Origin of the sequence: Egicoccus sp. AB-alg2 (assembly GCF_041821065.1) — a bacterium.
Classification (GTDB): domain Bacteria; phylum Actinomycetota; class Nitriliruptoria; order Nitriliruptorales; family Nitriliruptoraceae; genus Egicoccus.
The window spans coordinates 1-18,868 of sequence record NZ_JBGUAX010000014.1; the positions used below are offsets into that span (position 1 = coordinate 1).

Sequence of the window (18,868 nt, forward strand, 5' to 3'; positions counted from 1 at the left end):
AGTTCGCTCCTCGTGGTGACCGTTGGCGGCCGGCGGATCCGGCCCGCAGCGTGGTGCTGCCTCTGACGGGTGATGGACGGTCGTGCTGACACGACCGATGGCCCTTCACGTCACCACCGGGGGCGAGCCGAAGGGCCACGGTCGGCTCGTAGCGGCGGGTGGACTCGAACCACCGACACAGCGATTATGAGTCGCTTGCTCTACCTCTGAGCTACGCCGCCGTGACGAAGCGTCCGACGGTGCCCGTGGCCGGGAGCCACGTGCACGCGGTCCATACGGGTCCGGGTGGACCCGGAGCCCTGGCGCGGAATCGAACCGCGGACCCCATCCTTACCATGGATGTGCTCTGCCGACTGAGCTACCAGGGCGGGCTTGCGGGGGCGCAGCGTAGCCAGCACCATCCGGCGCGTCGAACCCGACGTGCACGGTCGTGCGTCGAGATGGTGCTGGCTGAAGCTGTACCTGGGTGGAGGGAGCAGGATTCGAACCTGCGAAGGCATAGCCGCTCGGTTTACAGCCGAGATCCTTTGGCCGCTCGGACATCCCTCCGGGTGGCCCGTTGGCGTCACGGGCAGGGACGGAGGGTAGGTTCTGGCGGGTCGGCAGGCAAACCGGACGTGCGTCGATTCAGGGCTCTGCGAGGCGGTACGCCGCCACCTTGGCGCCCAGGCTCAAGGTCGTCCGCGCCGCGACGCCAGCGGTCGGGATGAGCCACCGACCACCGTCGTCGGCGAGCACGTACAGGAGGTCCGAGGCGGCGGCGTCGAAGGGCTTGACGGTGTGGAAGCTCCGGTTGCCGCCGCGGGTGGCCAGCGACACCACGAAGATGCCGTACGGGGACCGGTACGTCGTGGTCTTCACCTGCACGCGGTGCAGGCGCCGGCCGTCGTCGACGACGAGGTCGTAGGGCTGGCTGTCGATCAGCGGGACGCTGACCGCCCACCCCCGACGACCGAAGTACGCGATCGCGTCGGTGACGCCGAGCAGCCCCTGCTCGCGCGGGTTGGCGCGCCAGATCGTGTCCGGCGAGCGGCGGCCGGCCTTGGCCAGGTGCGCCGCCCGGTGTCCCGTCGCCACCTCGCCCGCCGCCACCGCGGCGCCACCACCCGCCGCCACGACGGGCTCGGCCGAGCGCCCATCGGCGAGCGGAAGGGATGGTTGGTCGGGCATGGCGCGCCTCCGGTCGGTCGGCAGTGTGGAGGTGGCCGGCGAGTAGGCTCGCGGCCTGTCCACAGCCACGCCCGGCGACGCGAGGAGACCGCCATGGCCGAGTCCAGCTTCGACATCGAGGCCGGCGTCGACCGACAGGAGGTCGACAACGCCATCAACCAGGCCGCCCGAGAGGTGGCGACCCGCTTCGACTTCAAGGACACCGACACCGTCGTGGAGTGGGCCGGCGAGGAGGGCATCCGGGTCGAGTCCGTCTCCGAGGACCGGACCCGCGCGGCCCTCGAGGTGCTGCGCGACAAGATCGTGAAGCGCAAGGTGTCGCTGAAGGCGTTGGACGTCGCCGACCCGCGCGACGTCGCCGGTGGCCGCAGCCGCATCGACGTCGCGCTCATCAACACGCTGCCCGCCGACCTGGCCAAGACGATCGTCAAGGACATCAAGGCGACCAAGCTGAAGGTCACCCCCACCAACATGGGCGATCACATCCGGGTGGCCGGCAAGAAGCGCGACGACCTGCAGGAGATCCAGGCGATGGTCCGCTCCAAGGACTACGACGCGCCCCTGCGGTTCACCAACTACAAGTAGCCGTCCCGGTCTCGCGCGGCGTGCGACCCGGTACCCCGCTGACGCCGGGCGAACGACGCCTGGCCGTCGCGGCCGTCGTCGCGCTCGCCTGGTACGTGACGTCATGGGCCGTCGGCGGCGTGCTCGAGGACGACTACGACCCGGCCGACCAGGCCATCAGCGAACTGTTCGACCTCGCCGCGTCCACGGCCCCACGGCTCTTGATCAGCTCCGGGTTGCTGGTGAGCGCCCTCGGGCTGATCGGCTTCGGCTGGCTGCTCCACCGGCGCCTGCCAGGCAGCTCGCCACTGGGGCCGGCCGCCGTGGTCGGCTCGGGCATCGCGACCGGCCTGATCCTCGCGTTCCCCTGCACCGCGGGCTGCCCGGGGCTGGGAACGACGTGGACCGACACGGGCCATGGCGTGCTCGCCACGGTCGGCTACGGACTGCTCGTCCTCGCGCCCCTGCTGATCGGGTGGCGCATCCGCCCGGCGCTGCCCGTGCTGGCGAGTTGGTGCTGGGCCCTCGGTGGCGCCGCGCTGGCGGTGTTCCTCGTGAACCAGGCCGGCCTGCTGGGATGGGGCACGGGGATTGCCCAGCGGGTGTTCAACACCACCGCCGACGTCTGGTACGTGGTCGCCGCCGTGTGGCTGCTCCGTGGCCAGCACCTGTCCGCCCACGCCGAGGCGGCCGGGCTCGGCCGTGGCCGCGATCGACCCCCACGACGCCAACGACCCGGAGCCGACCCGTGACCGACTGCATCTTCTGCGCCATCGTCGCCGGCCACGCACCCGCCCGCGTGGTGCACGAGACGCCGCGGACCGTGGCGTTCCTCGACATCAACCCCGCCACGCGCGGGCACACGCTGGTGATCCCGCGCGACCATGCCCGCGACCTGCACGACGTCCACGTCATCCCGCGGTATCCCGACGACGGGCTCGTGCTGCCGTGGGTGCCGACCCCTGGTGACCAGCGGGTCCTGGACGCCGCCGCGGCGGACCTGCGCGGCGCCCTCCGCAGCGCCTGAGCACGCCCTACGTCGCGCGGCCGGGGCGGTCGCTCGGGCGGGGCACGCCGAGGCGCGCTCGGGCCGGTCGCTCGGGGCACGCCGGTGGCGCGGCTGCCACGGCCTCCTACGGTGGCTCCATGCGACGCGAGGTGGAGCACGTACCGCAAGCTGCCGGAGAGCGAGGGCCGTGTGCTGGGCTACGCCGTCGAAGGCCGGCTCGAGCGCGACGACGTCGAGCGGATGCAGGCCGAGATGCGCGTCGCGATGGAACAGCACGGCGACCTGCGACTGTTGGTGCGCATCGACGGCATGGACGACCTGACACCCGAGGCCGTCTGGCAGGACCTCGAGATGACCCCCGACTACCTCCGTCGGGTCGAGCGTCTGGCCGTGGTCGGCGACGAGCGTTGGCACCGCTGGGCGACCACCGCGGCACGCCCGTTCGCCGACGCGGCCCACTTCCCGCCCGAGGAGCAGAACGACGCCTGGGCGTGGGTGCGCGGCGAGGACGCCGACGGCGCCTGACCGCCCGCGGGCGGCTCCTCCGGCGCATCGACGGGTCGCCCGCCTCGCGCCGACGGTGGCGCTCGCCGGGAGCCATACCCTGACCCCACGTGCACGGACGCCGTCCGTGCACGACCGCGCTCCCCCGCCTCCTGCCTGTCGAGGACCCGCCCGTGCCCGAGGGCCACACCATCCACCGGCTCGCCCGGGACCACACCGGCTGGCTGGCCGGTACCGCTGTCGCCGTGTCGTCGCCCCAGGGCCGCTTCGCGCAGGGCGCCGCGCTGCTCGACGGCTCCCGGTTCGTGGGCGCCGAGGCCTACGGCAAGCACCTGTTCCACCACTACGAGGGCGAACGGGTGGTGCACGTCCACCTCGGCCTGTACGGCAAGTTCCACCGGCACGCCGTCCCACCACCGGAGCCACGGCCGACCGTGCGCTACCGCGTCGTGGGCGACGAGGTGTCCCTCGACCTCATCGGCGCCACGCAGTGCCACCTCGTCACGCCCGACGAGGTGGAGGCGATCACGGGACGGCTCGGTCCGGACCCGCTGCGCGACGACGCCGACCCCGACCGGGCCTGGACGGCGCTGCAGCGCCGCCGCATCGGCATCGGGCAGGCCCTGATGGACCAGGCCGTCCTGGCCGGGATCGGCAACGTCTACCGGGCCGAGATCCTCTATGTCCACGGCCTGCACCCGGAGACCCCGGCCAACCGGATCACCCGCGCGCAGTGGGACAGCATGTGGCGGACGCTGCGCGCGTGGTTGCGCAGTGGGGTCGAGGAGCAGCGCATCATCACGGTGGACCCGAAGGAGGTCGGCGTGTCCCGGGCGAAGCTCACCAGTGAGCAGGCCACGTACGTCTACAAGTCGGACCGCTGCCCGCGATGCGACACCGAGGTACGCCGCTGGGACATCGCCGGGCGCTGGGCATATGCCTGCGAGTCGTGCCAGCCTCGTCCACGGCGGCGCGGCGGGTCGACAGCGATACGCCGGACCGCCGCCAGCGACCGGGCCGCGTCGTGAGCGCCGGCGCCCAGCCCGCGCCGGCGGCCCGCGAGGACCGGGCGGTCCTTCGCCGCCTGTTGCTCACCCTGGCGGTGCTGCGGTTCGCGATCCCGATCGCGATGCTGCCGCTCATCCCGGTCATGCTCGGCGAGCGCTTCCTGCTGCTGCTCGCGCTGCGGCCCGGCAAGGAGCTGCTGCTGCTCGGCGGCGGGCGTGCCCGGATCAGCGGCGACCCCGCGATCCTCGAGTTGTGGCTGGCCGCCTTCCCGTTCCTGGTCGCGGCCGTCTGGGTCTTCTTCGCGCTCGGTCGCCTCTACCGCGAGGCGCTGCGCACGGGCGACGGGCCGGCATGGCTGCACCGGGCGGTGCCGGCCGACCGGCTGGCGCTTGCGGACCGGATCCTCGCCAAGCGCGGCCCGGCGATCGCGGTGCTCGGCCGGATCGCGACGATTCCGCCCACCGTGCTGGCGGCGGCCGCCGGGGCGTCGGACGTGCCGGCCCGCCGGTACCTCGCTGCGGACTTCGTGGGTGCGGTGGCCGGGTTCGGCACGGCGGTGGGCGCCGGCTACGTGCTGGGACGGGCCTACGAGGACGGCGGCCCGTGGCTGACCGGTGCCGGCGTGGCGTTCGTGGTGGTCCTCGTGCTGCTGCTCACCCGCTGGATCCAGCGGGAGGCCGAGGCGATGCCGGCGGAGCCGGACACCGGTGCGGCCTCGCCGCAGGGCGACGGCGCGCCCGACGCCTGACGCGACCCGGGCGCCGCGGCCGGGTGTCGGCGCCGGGTCAGCGCCAGCCGTCGGCGAAGGACTGGCCGGGTCCGAGCTGGCCCATCTGGCGCGCCTGCTCCTCCAACGCCGCGATCCGCTCCGGGATCGGCGGGTGCGTGGAGAACAGCTTCATGGCGGCGCGGCCACCGAACGGCGCGGCGATGAACAGGTGCTGCATCGCCGGGTTGGTCTCGGCCTTCGTGCCCCCGGCCCGCAGCAGCCGCGGGTCGTTGGCGCCTCGCTCGAGCTTCGCCAGCGCCCGGGCGAGGGCGAGCGGCTTGCCCGTGAGTTCGGCCCCGGTGTGGTCGGCCAGCGACTCGCGCGAGCGGGTGATCGACGCCTGGATGATCATCGCCACGACCGGTGCGATGATGGAGGCGGCGATGGCCGCGATCGGGTTCATGCCGTTCCGGTCGTTGCCGCCCATGATCGGCAGCCACCGCAGCATCAGGGCGAGGTAGGAGATCGCCGTGCCGATCATGGCGGCGACCGAACCGATCAGGATGTCCCGGTTGTAGACGTGCTGCAGCTCGTGGCCGATGACGCCCTCGAGCTCCTCACGGTCGAGCGCCTGGTACAGCCCCTGGTTGATGCACACCGCCGCGTTCTGCGGATTGCGACCGGTGGCGAAGGCATTCAGCTGCGGCGACGGCGACAGGTACAGCCGCGGCATCGGCTGGTTGGCCTTCTGCGCGAGCCCCCGCACGGTGGCGTACACGTCCGGGAACTGCGCCTCGTCCATGGGCTGCGCCCGCGCCATCTTGATGGCGAGCTTGTCCGAGTAGAAGTAGCTGAAGAAGTTCATGGCGATCGCCACGATCAGCATCAACGTCAGGAAGCCGCCGTTACCCGGGTCGACGAGTGCGCCGATCAGCAGCAGCAGGCCCGACATGGCGGCCAACAGGACGAACGTCTTCGCGCTCTTGAACATCTCACCCGTTCTCGGTACGGAGGGTCCGAGGGCGAGGGTACGAGCGGGGCTCGTCCGGAGCCAGATGTCCGGACAGCGGCCTTACCCGAAACTTACGTCGCCTCGGCTCACATCACGTGAACACCGAGGGGTTCGGGTCCGGCCGGCCGGACGGACGCCGTGGGCGTTGGCGGCTCGAGGCCGCGGACGCCGGCGGCCGGGCCCCGGTGCCCCCCGTGGCCTGCGACGGGCGCGGGAGGAGCCGCGCGGGTCAGCCCGTGGCCAGCAGGCTGGTCAGCGACGAGTAGTCGGTGACCAGGCCCGGCAGCACCCCGAGCACGACGGTGCCGACCATCAGCACCAGCACCACCAGCGAGAGCTGGAAGCCGGGCTGGAGCGCGGGCAGCCCCTCGCGGGCCGGGTCCATCCACATGCCCTTGACGATGCGCAGGTAATAGAAGAACGCGATGACCGAGTTGATCGCGAGGAACACCATCAGCACGATGCCGAACACGGTGACCTCGACGAGCGCCGCCTCGATGATGGCGAACTTCGCCCACAGGCCCACCGTCGGCGGCGCGCCACCGAGGCTCAGCAGGAACACGGTCATCGCCATCGCCATGAGCGGGCTCTTCTGCGCCAGACCGGCGTAGTCGGCCAGGGAGCGCAGGCCGGTGCGACGGTTGACGGCGATGGCGACCCCGAACGCACCGATGTTCATGACGGCGTAGGCAACGAGGTAGAACACGATGGCCGACACCGCGGCGTCGTTGACCTCGGGGGCCCCGGAACGGGCGAGCCCGAACGGGATCAGCATGTAGCCGGCCTGCGCGACCGACGAGTAGGCCAGCAGACGGATGAGGTCGCGCTGCTGCAGGGCGACGAGGTTGCCGATCGTCATCGTCAGGATGGCGAGCACCCCGAGCACCGGCGCCCACACGTCGGCGACCGGCTCGAAGGCGATGAACGCCACGGCCATCAGACCCGCGAACCCGGCGGCCTTGGACGCGACCGCCAGCATGGCCGCGACCGGCATCGGCGAGCCCGCGTAGGTGTCGGGCGCCCAGAAGTGGAACGGCACCGCGGAGATCTTGAACGCGAATCCGACGATCACCAGCATGACCGACGCCAGCAGCAGCGGCGTGAGCTCGGCGTCGCCGCCCATCGCGGCCGCGATGTCGGGCAGGTAGGTGGACCCGGCGAAGCCGTAGACCATCGACATGCCGAAGAGCATGAGCGCGACCGACAGCACGCCGATGAGGAAGAACTTCAGTGCCGCCTCGGAGGAGTACAGGTCGCGCTTGCGCAGCCCGGCCATCACGAACGCCGGAACGGACACGGTCTCCAGCGCGATGAACAGCAGCAGCAGGTCGCGCGAGGACGGCATCAGCAGCATGCCGATGAACGACGTGAGCAGCAGGAAGTAGTACTCGCCCTGGAAGTAGCGGCCCTCGGCGAAGAACCGCCAGCTGATGCCGAGGATGGCGAGCAGGCTGCCGAGGAACAGCAGCTTGAAGACCACGGCGAACTCGTTGACGACGAACATGCCGCCGAAGGTCTCGCGCTGCTCGCCCCACAGCGCGATCGTGAAGCCGATCGCGACCAGCGTGCCGAGCCCCGCGACGGGGTTGACCAGCTGCTTGGCCTCACCACGCAGGGCGAGGTCGGCTGCCAGCACGATCAGCGCCGTGACCGTCAGCGCGATCTCCGGTGCGATCGCGAAGAAGTCGATGGCCATGGTCAGGTTTCCCGTCTCGAAGGTCGTCGTGGCCGGGGGGCCGGCCGCCGGTCGATGCGTCGCGTCAGCCCAGCACCCAGCCCATCAGGTTGCTGACGGCCGCGTCCTGCACGCCGAACACCAGGCGCGGGTACACGCCCAGGGCGAGGATGAGGATCAGCAGCGGGAGCCAGGACACCCACTCCACGCGCATGACGTCCTGCAGCGGCTCGTCGGCCCAGCGGGCCATCGGCCGGCCGAGGTTCACGCGCTGCAGCAGCCACAGGAAGTAGCCGGCGGTGAGCACGGTCCCGATCGCCGCGAAGATGACCAGCACGAGGTAGAGGCCCTGGTAGGTGTCGGCGAGGCCGCCGCCCGGGCTGATCGCGGCCCACATCGCGGTGAACTCGCCCCAGAACCCGGCCAGGCCCGGCAGGCCCAGCGACGCCACCGCGACGTAGGTGAAGAGCACGCCGTAGCGCGGGATCTTGGTGAACATCCCGCCGCCGATCTCGGCGATCTCGCGAGTGTGGTAGCGCTCGTGCAGCGAGCCGGCGAGGAAGAACAGCATGCCGGTGACGATGCCGTGGGCGATGTTGCCGAACAGCGCCGCCTGGATGCCGGACTCGTTCATGGCGGCGATGCCGAGCATGACGAAGCCCATGTGGCCGACGGACGAGAACGCGATCAGGCGCTTCACGTCGGTCTGGGCCAGGCAGCACAGCGACCCGTAGATGATGCCGATGACGGCGAGCACCCCGATGATGGGGGCGAAGCGCATCGCCCCGTCGGGCAGGATCGGCAGGGCGATCCGGATGAAGCCGTAGGTGCCCATCTTCAGCAGGACGCCGGCCAGCAGGACCGAGCCGACCGTCGGCGCCTCCGTGTGCGCGTCGGGCAGCCAGGTGTGGAACGGCCACATCGGGACCTTGATGGCGAAGCCGAGGAAGATCCCGAGGAACGCCCAGGTCTGGAACGTCAGGCCACCGACCCCGCCGGCCGCCGACAGCGCCTGGATGTCCCAGGTGGTCGCGCCGTTCTGGAAGTAGATCGCCAGGAAGGCGACCAGCATGAAGATCGACCCGAACAGCGTGTAGAGGAAGAACTTGACGCTGGCGTAGTCACGGCGCGCGCCACCCCACATCCCGATCATGAAGAACATCGGGACCAGGACCAGTTCCCAGAAGATGAAGAACAGGATCAGGTCGAAGGCGACGAAGGTGCCGGCCATGCCCGTCTGCAACAGCAGCATCAGGGCGAGGAAGGCCTTCGGCTTGCCGGGCGCGGGCAGGATCTTCGTGGTGTAGATCGCGCACAGCAGCGGCAGCAGGTAGGTCAGGAAGAACAGCGGCAGGCTGATGCCGTCCAGCGCGATGTGGAAGTTGGCGTTGATCGCCGAGATCCACGACACGTCGGTCTGGAACTGCAGCTCCCCGGTCGAGCCGAAGTCGAACGCGGCCGTCATCGCGACGACCACCGCGAACGCGACGCCGGTGATGCCCACCGCCGCCCAGCGGATCTCGCGGTCCAGCCGGGCGGGCATCAGCGCCAGCAGTCCCGCCCCGACGAGGGGCAGGAACAGGGCGACGATCAGTGCCCAACCTGCGGTCTGCGGGTCCATCGTGTCGTTCCCTCCTGCTCGCCCTGTGAGGGCGAGAGCGGCCCCGTCTGGTTCGCGGCGCCGTCACCGATTCTTTGCGTTGTCGTGGCCGCGTGCGGCCGAGGAGTTGCTACCTGGCCGCCGCGAACGCGAGCACCAGCACGATCGTTCCGGCGACGATGGCGCCGGCGTAACGCTGCACGTCACCGGACTGCAGGCGCTTCAGACGGTCGCTCCACCAGGCGGCGCTGAACGCCGCCCCGTTGACGCCACCGTCGATCACCTTCTGATCGAGCACCTGGTAGGTCGACTCGGCCGCCCGCTTGGTGAGCGTCCCGGCGCCGGCCACCCAGCCGTCGATGCGGTTGTTGCTGAAGTCCGTCGCCCACGTGGCGAGCTTGTCGCGCACCGGCACCACGACGTAGCGGTAGCCGAACGTGTCGAAGCCGTACTTGGCGACGAGCACCTTCGACAGCGCCCCCATCTTGAAGGTCGGGTCCTCGGCGGGCAGCCCGCGGCCGTAGAGGCGGTACGCGAGCGCGACCGCCGCGAGGAACGCCACGAGGGCCAGCGCGAGCACGTCGAAGTGCCAGCTCGGCGGGCCGTGGAGGATCTCCGGGTGCGCGCCCTCCTCGGCAGCCGCGAGCACGGACGGGCCTGCCGCCAGCACGCCACCGCCCTGCAGCCCGGCCGCCTCGGCGCCGTGGTCCTCCTCGCCCTCGCCGTAGCCGCCGCCCTCGACGAACGGGTAGGTGGCCTCCTCGAGGATCGGCGTGGCCGTCCACGTCTCGAAGTTGTTCTCGGCCGTCCACAGCGGCGAGCCGATCAGGCCCACGGTCAGCGACAGCACCGCGAGGATCACCAGCGGCACCACCATCTGCAGGCCCGACTCGTGCGGCTCGTGGTGGCCGCCGTGGCCGTGGCCGTGGCCGCCACCGTGGCCGTCGTCGTGGCCGACCGCGTGCGAGCCGCCGGCGACACCGTGGGCACCCGCGTTGGCGGCGGCGTCGTGCGAGCCGCCCCCGCCCGCGGCCGGGGCGTGGCCGCCGGCCGCCACGTGGACGGTCTCCTGCTCGTGCGCCTGTACCTCGGCGGCGTCCTCGGCGACACCGTGGCCGACGAGCTCCGGGTCGACGCCGGCGGCCTGGGCGGCCTGGTGCTTCACGTCCGGGTCGCCGTGGGTGTCGTGGCCGCCGCGGAAGTCACCCGTGAAGATGAGGAAGCAGGCGCGGGCCATGTAGAAGGTCGTGACGAACGCCGCCGCCAGGCCCACCCAGAACACCAGGTCACCGGTGACGAACCCGTTGCCCGACCAGATCTGGCCGGACACGAGGATCTCGTCCTTGGAGAAGAACCCGGCGGTCATGGGGAAGCCGGCCAGCGCGAGCGAGCCGACGATGAACGTCCAGTACGTGTGCGGCATGTACTTCCGCATGCCGCCCATGTCGGACATGTTGTTGCTGTGCACGGCGTGGATCAGCGACCCGGAGCCGAGGAACAGCAGCGCCTTGAAGAACCCGTGCGTGAACAGGTGGAAGATGCCGGCCGTGTACCCGCCGACGCCCAGCGCGGCGATCATGTAGCCCAGCTGCGAGACGGTGGAGTAGGCCAGCACCTTCTTGATGTCGTCCTGGACAAGCGCGACGAGGCCACCGAAGAACAGCGTGATGATGCCGACGACGGCGACGATGGTCATCACGACCGCCGACTGGGCGAGCACCGGGTAGAGGCGGGCCAGCAGGAACACCCCGGCCGTCACCATCGTCGCGGCGTGGATCAGGGCGGACACGGGCGTGGGGCCGGCCATGGCGTCCGGGAGCCACACGTGCAGCGGCATCTGGCCGGACTTGGAGATGCAGGCGAGGAAGATCATCAGCATCCCCAGCACGACCGTGCCGGTGGCGAGCTCGCCGGCCGCCGCGGCCTCGTTGAGCTGCAGGATGTTGAAGACCTGCCCGTTCTCCGCGAGCGCGAACATCGGCACGGACAGCACGATCACGCCCACGATCAGGCCGACGTCACCGAACTTCGTGACGAGGAAGGCCTTGTTCGCGGCGTCCTGGTTGGACTTCTCCTCCCAGTAGAAGCCGATCAGCAGGAACGAGCACAGTCCGACGAGCTCCCAACCGATCAGGGCCTGCAGCGTGTTGTTCGCGATCACCAGCACGAGCATGGAGAACGTGAACAGGCTGAGCATCGCGAAGAAGTAGGTGAACCGCGGCTCGTGGGCCATGTACTCCCGCGAGTAGACGTGCACCAGCAGCGAGACGGTCGTGACCAGCACGAACATCATCGCGGTGAGGCCATCGACGAGCATCCCGAGCTCGAGCACGAAACCGCCGCCGAGTGGCGACCACCGGAAGGCGTGCTCGACCGGTTCGATGGTGCCGCTGGTGAAGGTGTGCCAGCCGATCAGCAGCGAGAGCACCAGCGCGATGCCGACGGCGGCGATGCCGAACTCGCTGCCGCGCAGTGGCATCAGCTTGCCGAAGGCGGCCGTGAGCACGGCCGACACCAGCGGCAGGACGACCACCAGCCACGCGTAGTCCAGGAGTGCTTCCACGAGCTTCGCCCCCTACCAGCGCATCAGGTCGACGTCGTCGACGTTGACCGACGCACGGTTGCGGAACATGTTGAAGATGATGGCCAGACCGACGCCGACCTCGGCGGCGGCCACGGCGATGATGAACAGCGCGAACAGCTGGCCGCTGACGAACTCCTCGGCGGGCCAGAGCAGGTTCTGGAAGGCCACGAGGTTGATGTTCACGGCGTTGAGCATCAGCTCGACGCTCATCAGCACCAGGACGGCGTTGCGCCGGGCGATGATTCCGTAGACGCCGACACAGAACAGCAGCGTGGCGAGCAGCAGCGGGCCGATCGGACTCATCGCGACTCGCCTCCGGTCGGGCCACCGGCGCCCGCGTCGCCGGCGCCGAGCTCGGCCGGGGCGGTCCGGGCCCGGTCGTGCTCGGTCGAGGGCGCCTCGCCGAACTCGATGCGGGCCTGGTCGATGGTCTCGCCGGAGTCGCCGGCCTCGCGGCGTGCCAGCAGGATCGCGCCGATCAGTGCCGCCAGCAGCAGCATGGACAGCGCCTCGAACGGCAGCACCCAGCGCGCGAAGATCACGATCCCGATCGCCTCGGTCGCCACCCGCTGCGGCACCACCGCGTCCGCCCCGCCGTAGGCCTGCACGATCAGGACCGCCAACGTGACGAACAGGCCACCGGCGACGGCCAGCCCCAGGCCACGGTTCTGGCTGTCCAGGGCCTCGCGGCCGATCGGGGCGCGCGTGAGCATCAGCCCGAACAGGAACAGCACCGTCACGGCGCCGACGTACACGATCAGCTGCACCAGCGCCAGGAAGTCGGCGTGCAGGACCAGGAAGACCCCGGCGATACCGGCCAGGGTCACGGCCAGGTGCAGCGCGGCGTGGACGAGGTTCTTGGAGGTGACGGTGAGGATCGCCGCGCCGGCGGTCACCAGCCCCACCAGGAGGAAGACCGCGTCATACCCGGTCACGCATCACCTCCGGCATCGAGCTGCTCCTGCTTCTTCTTCTTGACCCAGGCGGCCTTGGCCTTCGCACGGGCGATCCGGTCGGACTTACCCTCGGCGATCAGCCGGTCGTAGGTCTCCTGGTCGATCTCGCCGGCGCCCTCGACGTGGATGTCGCCGAGCTTCTTCTGCGGTTCCGCGGCCGAGGCGGCCTCGGCCTCGGCGGGCTGCGGCGCGTCGGCCGCCGGCCCTGCCGCGCCGGCCGGTTCGGGGGTCGCGTCGGTGGTGTCCGCCGCCGGGGTCGCGACCTCGGAGGCGTCGCCGCCGGACGCGGCCTCGGCACGAAGCCGGGCCTTCTCCTTCTTCACCCACGCCGCCTTGGCCTTGGCCCGCGCCATGCGCTCGGGCTTGCCCTCGGCGATGAGCTGGTCGTAGGTCTCCTGGTCGATCTGGCCGGCCTCGACGTGCACCTCGGCGGGGGCCGGGGCGGGGGCGGCCGCCTCGGCAGGGGCGTCCGCGGGCGCGGCGGCGGCCTCCGAGGCGGCCTGCTCGCGCAGCTTGGCCTTCTGCTTCTTGACGTAGGCGGCCTTGGCCTTCGACCGGGCGATGCGCTCGGACTTGCCCTCGGCGATCAGCTGGTCGTAGGTCTCCTGGTCGATCTCGCCGGCCTCGACCTTGGGCTCGTCGGCCTTGGCCGCGGCAGCCGGGGCGGCGGCCGCCGCCTTGGCCTCGTCGGCCTGCTTCGCGGCCTGCTCGGCGGCCTGGGCGGCCTGCTCGAGCTCGCGCTCGGCCTTGGCGATGGCGTCCGAGACCTCGGCGGGGATCTCCGCACCGGCGTCCAGCGGGGGCGGTGGCGGCACCGTGTCCATCCACTCGCGCAGCTTGCCCTTCTCGTGGAGCAGCCCGCCCATCTGGTACTCGGCGTACTCGAACTCCGGCGACCAGAACAGCGCGTCGAACGGGCACACCTCGACGCAGATGCCGCAGTACATGCACAGCGCGAAGTCGATGGCGAAGCGGTCGAGCACGTTGCGGGTGCGCGCGCGGCCGCCCTCCTTGGCCGGCGGCACCGTCTCCTTGTGGGAGTCGATGTAGATGCACCAGTCGGGGCACTCACGGCTGCACAGCATGCAGACCGTGCAGTTCTCCTCCATCAGCGCGATCACCCCACGGGTGCGCGGCGGCAGGTCCGGCCGGACGTGCGGGTACAGCTGCGTGGACGGCGTCTTGAACAGGTGCTTGAGCGTGACGCCCAGCCCCTTCAGCAGCCCGACGCCCGGCATCGAGGTCGTTGCCATCAGAACACCACCTTGGCGACGGTGACCACCGCGAGGTTGACCAGCGACAGCGGCACCAGCACCAGCCAGGACATGCGCTGCAGCTGGTCCTCGCGCAGACGCGGGTAGGCGACGCGCAGCCAGACCATCACGAACGTCAGCAGCAGGATCTTGCCCAGCGTCACCCCGAGGCCGATCAGGGTGCCGAGCGCCCCACAGTCGAACAGTCCACCCGCGCCCTCGCAGCCGGGGAGCGGCACGCCCGGCAGGATCTGCCAGCCGCCGAGGTAGAGCACCACCATCAGCGCAGACATGGACACCATGCCGGCGTACTCGGTGAGCAGGTACATCGCGAACTTCATGCCCGTGTACTCGGTCATGTAGCCGAACACGAGCTCGGAGTCGGCGATCGGCATGTCGAACGGCGGGCGCGACAGCTCGGCCAGCGCGGCGACGAAGAAGATCCCGAAGCCGAGGATCTGCGGGAAGACGAACCAGAGGTTGACGTTGGTCCCGGCGATCGTGAACGTGGCCTGCGACTCCACGATGCTGACCAGCGAGAGGCTGCCGGCCTGGACCGCGACCGCGATCGCCGCGAGGATCAGCGGCAGCTCGTAGGCGATCAGCTGGGCGGCGGCACGTAGGCCACCGATCAGCGAGAACTTGTTGGCGCTCGCCCAGCCGCCCATCATCACGCCGAGGACGGAGATCGACGTGATGGCCAGGGCGTAGAAGAGGCCGAGCTCGAGGTCCTGCGCCCACAGGCCCGGCGCCAGCGGCAGCACGAAGAAGATCAGCATGGCCGGCACGAGGGCCATGCCCGGCGCGATCGCGAACACCCACCGGTCGGCGGCGCGCGGGATCACGTCCTCCTTCTGGAGGAACTTGATGCCGTCGGCGACCAACTGCAACGACCCGGCCGGACCGGCGAACATCGGCCCGCGGCGGTGCTGCAGGCGGGCCATCGCCTTGTGTTCCATGTAGCCCACGACCAGCGGGACCACGAAGAACAGGCCGAGCACCAGCGCGACCTTCAGCGCCACCGACAGCAGGAAGGTGTCGGTGTCGAGCAGGCCGGCGGTCTGCGCGAGCAGCCCGGCAGACACGGTGGTGAGGGTTTCGCTCATCGGTCGACATCTCCCGCGACCGCGCGCTCGCTCGCTCGGAGACCGGTCGTGGTGGCGTTGGTGTGGGCGATCCGCTCGCTCATCGGTCGGCTTCTCCCGCGACCGCGCTCTCGCTCGCTCGGAGACCGGTCGTGGTGGCGTTGGTGTGGGCGGTCCGCTCGCTCATCGGTCGACGTCCCCGACGACGAAGAAGACGGAGCCGAGCACGCTGATGGCGTCGGGCACCAGCGTCCCCTCCAGCAGGTAGGGCAGCACCTGCACGTTGGAGAACGACGCGGTGCGCATCTTCAACCGCCACGGCGTGCGACCACCGTCGGACTCGAGCCAGTAGCCGAGCGAGCCCAGCGGGTTCTCCACCCGCACGTAGGTCGCGCCCTCGGGGGCCTTGACCATCTTGGGCAGCTTCACGTTCACCGGCCCGGCCGGGATCATGTCGTGGCACTGCTCGATGATGTGGCAGGAGGCCTTCATCCGCGCCAGCAGGCAGTAGAAGCGGTCGAAGCTGTCGCCGTTCTCCCCGACCGGGACCGGTACCTCGACCTGGTCGTACTTGAGGTAGGGCTCGGAGACGCGCACGTCCTCGGGGATGCCGGTCGCCTGCAGGGTCGGGCCGGACACCCCGTACGACAGCGCCACGTCGGTCGACAGCGGCCCGACACCCTTGGTGCGGGCCTGGAAGATCTCGTTGCCGAGCAGCAGGTCGTCGAAGTCCTGCAGCCGCTTCTTCACGTCGGCGACCAGCTCGACCGACTGGTGCAGGAAGCCCTTGGGCAGGTCGATCTTCACCCCGCCCGGCTGGTTGTAGGTGTAGTGCAGCCGGCCGCCCGACGCGGCCTCCAGCAGGTACTGGATCCGCTCGCGCTCGCGGGTGGCGTAGAACATCGGCGTGATCGCGCCGAGCTCGAGCCCGTACGAACCGATGAACAGCAGGTGGTTGAGGATCCGGTTCCACTCCGCGCAGATCATCCGGATCCACTGGGCCCGTTCCGGGACCTCCATCTCCAGCATCCGCTCGACCGTGAGGGCGAGCCCGATCTCGTTGGTCATGCCCGACAGCCAGTCGTGGCGGTTGACCAGGGCGAGGTTCTGGCGGAAGTCACGGTGCTCGGCCAGCTTCTCGAAGCCGCGGTGCATGTAGCCGATCACCGGGTAGGCGGTCTTGACCCGCTCACCGTCCATCTCCAGCACCACGCGCAGCACGCCGTGCGTGGCCGGGTGCGCGGGGCCGACCGACAGCGTCATGTCCGCCGTCGTGAACGCCCCGTCGCCGACGATCTCGAGATTGAGGCTCTCCCCCGGGGCCGACGCCGGATGGATGGTCTCGCGGGCACTCAGGTCGCTGACGCTCATGCGCGCTCCTCCCCGTCCGCCTCGTCGTCACCCGACGCATCGTCGCCCTCGCGCTGGTCGAAGTCGGCGCTCTGCCCCGGCGTGCCCTGGTAGGGGGCGTCCTCGTCGGCGCCCTCGGTGTCGTGCTCGCCGGGCACGGTCTGGTCGGGCGCCACGGGCGTGACCGGGCTGCGGGCCTGGGTGTCCGGGGCCTCGGACGTCTCGCCGGCGTCGGCCGGGTCTCCCTCGCGGCCGGCCGGCTCACCGGGGACGGCCTCGTCGCCCGGCGCGGACGGCTCGTCGGTGCCCCGTGCGCCGGGGACCGGCCCGTCGGTGCCCTCGGCATCCGAGTCGTTGCCCCAGGAGGCGTCGCCCTCGGGCCGCGCCTCGGAGGTCGCGGCCTCGGGGAACTCGTCCTCGCCCGGCGCGACCGCCCCACCGGCGGCCTCGGCCACCTCGGCGTCGGCCTCCCCGGCGTCCGCGGCGGCGGCACGCTCGGCGGCCTTGCGGGCACGGGCCTCGGCGGCCGCCTTGCGCTTGGACTCGGCGCGCACGCGGGCCTCGGACTTGACGTCCTCGTGCTGCTCCTGGGCGTGCTCGGCATCCCCCGCCATCACCGCGCCGCTGTCGGGCGCGAGCTCGGCGTCGGTGCCGAGCGCCTCCTCGATCTCCTCGCCCTCGCGGGTGGCGGGGTCGGCGACGGGCTGCGGGTTGGCGAGCTTGGCCTGCTCGGCCATCGCCTTGTCGAGCTCGTACGGGCCGGGGGCGTCACCGAGCTGCGGCTCGCGCTCGATGACGTTGCCCTCCTCGTCGAGCTCGGCCGGCTCCTTGACCCCGGGCCACGGCTTGACGACCCGCGAGGCGAGCGGGAAGTCCTTGCGCAGCGGCCAGCCCTCGAAGGTCTCGATCGTGAAGATCCGCGGCTCGAGGCTCGGGTGGTCCGGGAACTCGATCCCGAACATGTCCCAGCACTCGCGCTCGTGCCAGTTGGCGCCGCGGTAGACGTCCGTCAAGGACGGGCAGGTCGGTGCCTCGCGCCCGCCCGGGCAGCGGGTACGCAGCGCGACGCGGTTGCCCGTGGACGTCGAGTACAGGATCGCGATGACGTCGAAGCCCTCGTCGCGGGCGTCGACGCCGAACAGGCAATCGAAGAAGTCGTAGGCCAGGACCCGCTCGTCGCGGCAGATCCGTGCGACGTCGGCGAAGTGCTCGTTGGCGACGTGCAGCGTGAACGTGCCGTACTCCACGGTCGTGCCCACGACCGCGGCGTCACCGGCCTTGGCCCGGACGAGCTCGGCCGTCTCCTCTGGCGTGAGCGCCTGATCCCTGCGCGCGAGAACTTCCGACACGGTGTTCCTAGCCCTCCGCGGTCTGGAGCTCGGGCGCGATGTCCGGGCCGTCGTGGCGCACCACGATCGGGTCCCGACGACGCTGGGCCATGCGGTCCTTCAGGCTCTCGCCCTGGATGCGGTTCTGCAGCGCCACGATGCCGTCGAGCAGCGCCTCCGGGCGCGGCGGGCAACCGGGGACGTACACGTCGACCGGCAGGATCTGGTCAACGCCCTTGGTCACCGAGTAGCTGTCCCAGTACGGGCCGCCGCAGTTCGAGCAGCTCCCGAACGAGATGACGTACTTCGGCTCGGGCATCTCCTCGTAGAGACGTCGCAGCGCCGGGGCCATCTTGTCCGTCAGCGTGCCGGAGACCACGAGCAGGTCGGCCTGACGGGGCGCGTGCGCGAACGGGATCACACCGAGACGGATGAAGTCGTGCCGTGACCCGGAGGCCGCGATGAACTCGATGGCGCAGCAGGCGAGGCCGAAGTTGAAGCACCACAGCGAGTACTTGCGGCCCCAGTTGAAGACGTACTTGACGGGCTTCGGAAGCTCGACCTGGTCGACTACTCCCACTTGAGCACCCCCTTCTTCCAGGCGTACATCAGGCCCTCGAGGAGCGTGGCGATGAACAGGAACATCGCGACGAGGGCGTACAACGCCGAGGGGGTCGTGGTCCCGTCGAGGTCACCGATGACCACGGCCCACGGGAACAGGAAGATCGCCTCGACGTCGAAGATGACGAACAGAAACGCGAACACGTAGTAGCGGATGTTCATCTGGGACCACCCGGTCCCGACCGCCTCGACTCCACACTCGTAGGTGGTGAGCTTGAGCGGGCTGGGCACGGCGGGGCGCATCAGCCGGTTGCCCAGCATGATGATCGCGTACAGGACGCACCCGACGATCACGAGGATCGCGAAGGCCCCGTACTGCTCGGTGAAGCTCACCCCGGTCCTCCTCTGAGGGTATCCCCGGCGTACCGGCCGACGTTCCGCCACATGATGGTTCGGTTCCGCTTCCTCGTCACACCCCAGGCCCTGTCGTGCAGGCCCGT

Annotated in this window: 19 protein-coding genes and 3 tRNA genes; 6 read left to right on the plus strand and 16 right to left on the minus strand. The window is 70.6% G+C overall.

Annotation, left to right across the window (positions count from 1 at the left end):
- Nucleotides 1-149 precede the first annotated feature (149 nt).
- The 4 genes from ACERM0_RS21020 to ACERM0_RS21035 all read right to left on the minus strand — a co-directional run bounded on the left by ACERM0_RS21020 (nucleotide 150) and on the right by ACERM0_RS21035 (nucleotide 1,170).
- A tRNA-Met gene (locus tag ACERM0_RS21020) sits at nucleotides 150-221 on the minus strand.
- Nucleotides 222-295: 74 nt separating this feature from the next.
- Nucleotides 296-368, minus strand: a tRNA-Thr gene (locus ACERM0_RS21025).
- A gap of 99 nt (nucleotides 369-467) precedes the next feature.
- Nucleotides 468-549 (minus strand) — tRNA-Tyr (locus ACERM0_RS21030).
- Between the two features lie 78 nt (nucleotides 550-627).
- Nucleotides 628-1,170 (minus strand): group I intron-associated PD-(D/E)XK endonuclease, encoded by a 543-nt coding sequence (locus tag ACERM0_RS21035; protein WP_373680604.1) that lies wholly within the window; start codon nucleotides 1,168-1,170, stop codon nucleotides 628-630.
- Between the two features lie 93 nt (nucleotides 1,171-1,263).
- Here ACERM0_RS21035 and ACERM0_RS21040 point away from each other — a divergent pair, with 93 nt between their 5' ends.
- The 6 genes from ACERM0_RS21040 (at nucleotide 1,264) to ACERM0_RS21065 (ending at nucleotide 5,003) form a co-directional block, all read left to right on the plus strand.
- Nucleotides 1,264-1,755 (plus strand): YajQ family cyclic di-GMP-binding protein, encoded by a 492-nt coding sequence (locus ACERM0_RS21040; RefSeq protein WP_373680605.1) that lies wholly within the window; start codon nucleotides 1,264-1,266, stop codon nucleotides 1,753-1,755.
- 20 nt (nucleotides 1,756-1,775) lie between these two features.
- Nucleotides 1,776-2,486 carry a DUF998 domain-containing protein gene (locus tag ACERM0_RS21045; protein WP_373680606.1) on the plus strand — a complete coding sequence of 237 codons (711 nt, stop codon included), beginning with the start codon at nucleotides 1,776-1,778 and terminating at the stop codon, nucleotides 2,484-2,486.
- Nucleotides 2,483-2,761, plus strand: a complete 279-nt coding sequence (locus ACERM0_RS21050; protein ID WP_373680607.1) for an HIT family protein — start codon at nucleotides 2,483-2,485, stop codon at nucleotides 2,759-2,761. Before ACERM0_RS21045 ends, ACERM0_RS21050 begins: the two co-directional genes overlap by 4 nt.
- A 171-nt stretch (nucleotides 2,762-2,932) precedes the next feature.
- Nucleotides 2,933-3,268, plus strand: a complete 336-nt coding sequence (locus ACERM0_RS21055; protein WP_373680608.1) for an STAS/SEC14 domain-containing protein — start codon at nucleotides 2,933-2,935, stop codon at nucleotides 3,266-3,268.
- Nucleotides 3,269-3,420: 152 nt separating this feature from the next.
- Nucleotides 3,421-4,275, plus strand: coding sequence for an Fpg/Nei family DNA glycosylase (locus ACERM0_RS21060; RefSeq protein ID WP_373680609.1), 855 nt, complete (start codon nucleotides 3,421-3,423; stop codon nucleotides 4,273-4,275).
- The gene (locus ACERM0_RS21065; protein ID WP_373680610.1) at nucleotides 4,272-5,003 is read left to right on the plus strand and encodes a DedA family protein; all 732 of its coding nucleotides are present in this window, start codon (nucleotides 4,272-4,274) and stop codon (nucleotides 5,001-5,003) included. The genes ACERM0_RS21060 and ACERM0_RS21065 overlap by 4 nt, the downstream gene beginning before the upstream one ends.
- 37 nt (nucleotides 5,004-5,040) lie before the next feature.
- Here ACERM0_RS21065 and ACERM0_RS21070 read toward each other — a convergent pair whose 3' ends face one another.
- The 12 genes from ACERM0_RS21070 to ACERM0_RS21125 all read right to left on the minus strand — a co-directional run bounded on the left by ACERM0_RS21070 (nucleotide 5,041) and on the right by ACERM0_RS21125 (nucleotide 18,761).
- Nucleotides 5,041-5,955 (minus strand): M48 family metalloprotease, encoded by a 915-nt coding sequence (locus tag ACERM0_RS21070; RefSeq protein WP_373680611.1) that lies wholly within the window; start codon nucleotides 5,953-5,955, stop codon nucleotides 5,041-5,043.
- Nucleotides 5,956-6,205: 250 nt separating this feature from the next.
- Nucleotides 6,206-7,672, minus strand: coding sequence for an NADH-quinone oxidoreductase subunit N (locus tag ACERM0_RS21075; RefSeq protein WP_373680612.1), 1,467 nt, complete (start codon nucleotides 7,670-7,672; stop codon nucleotides 6,206-6,208).
- A gap of 64 nt (nucleotides 7,673-7,736) precedes the next feature.
- Nucleotides 7,737-9,272 (minus strand): NuoM family protein, encoded by a 1,536-nt coding sequence (locus tag ACERM0_RS21080; RefSeq protein WP_373680613.1) that lies wholly within the window; start codon nucleotides 9,270-9,272, stop codon nucleotides 7,737-7,739.
- 109 nt (nucleotides 9,273-9,381) lie between these two features.
- Nucleotides 9,382-11,814, minus strand: coding sequence for an NADH-quinone oxidoreductase subunit L (gene nuoL / locus ACERM0_RS21085; RefSeq protein ID WP_373680614.1), 2,433 nt, complete (start codon nucleotides 11,812-11,814; stop codon nucleotides 9,382-9,384).
- Nucleotides 11,815-11,826: 12 nt separating this feature from the next.
- A complete protein-coding gene (nuoK, locus tag ACERM0_RS21090) occupies nucleotides 11,827-12,138 on the minus strand; it encodes an NADH-quinone oxidoreductase subunit NuoK (protein WP_373680615.1) in 312 nt (103 codons plus the stop codon).
- On the minus strand, nucleotides 12,135-12,770 hold the full coding sequence (locus ACERM0_RS21095) for an NADH-quinone oxidoreductase subunit J (protein ID WP_373680616.1): 636 nt from the start codon (nucleotides 12,768-12,770) through the stop codon (nucleotides 12,135-12,137). Before ACERM0_RS21095 ends, nuoK begins: the two co-directional genes overlap by 4 nt.
- On the minus strand, nucleotides 12,767-14,044 hold the full coding sequence (locus ACERM0_RS21100) for an NADH-quinone oxidoreductase subunit I (RefSeq protein ID WP_373680617.1): 1,278 nt from the start codon (nucleotides 14,042-14,044) through the stop codon (nucleotides 12,767-12,769). Before ACERM0_RS21100 ends, ACERM0_RS21095 begins: the two co-directional genes overlap by 4 nt.
- Nucleotides 14,044-15,150 (minus strand): NADH-quinone oxidoreductase subunit NuoH, encoded by a 1,107-nt coding sequence (gene nuoH, locus ACERM0_RS21105; protein ID WP_373680618.1) that lies wholly within the window; start codon nucleotides 15,148-15,150, stop codon nucleotides 14,044-14,046. Before nuoH ends, ACERM0_RS21100 begins: the two co-directional genes overlap by 1 nt.
- Nucleotides 15,151-15,312: 162 nt before the next feature.
- Nucleotides 15,313-16,500 (minus strand): NADH-quinone oxidoreductase subunit D, encoded by a 1,188-nt coding sequence (locus ACERM0_RS21110; protein ID WP_373680619.1) that lies wholly within the window; start codon nucleotides 16,498-16,500, stop codon nucleotides 15,313-15,315.
- The gene (locus tag ACERM0_RS21115; RefSeq protein WP_373680620.1) at nucleotides 16,497-17,828 is read right to left on the minus strand and encodes an NADH-quinone oxidoreductase subunit C; all 1,332 of its coding nucleotides are present in this window, start codon (nucleotides 17,826-17,828) and stop codon (nucleotides 16,497-16,499) included. The genes ACERM0_RS21110 and ACERM0_RS21115 overlap by 4 nt, the downstream gene beginning before the upstream one ends.
- Nucleotides 17,829-17,835: 7 nt before the next feature.
- Complete coding sequence (locus ACERM0_RS21120; RefSeq protein ID WP_373680652.1) at nucleotides 17,836-18,408, minus strand: NADH-quinone oxidoreductase subunit B; 573 nt, start codon at nucleotides 18,406-18,408, stop codon at nucleotides 17,836-17,838.
- Complete coding sequence (locus ACERM0_RS21125; RefSeq protein WP_373680621.1) at nucleotides 18,378-18,761, minus strand: NADH-quinone oxidoreductase subunit A; 384 nt, start codon at nucleotides 18,759-18,761, stop codon at nucleotides 18,378-18,380. Before ACERM0_RS21125 ends, ACERM0_RS21120 begins: the two co-directional genes overlap by 31 nt.
- Nucleotides 18,762-18,868: the final 107 nt, after the last annotated feature.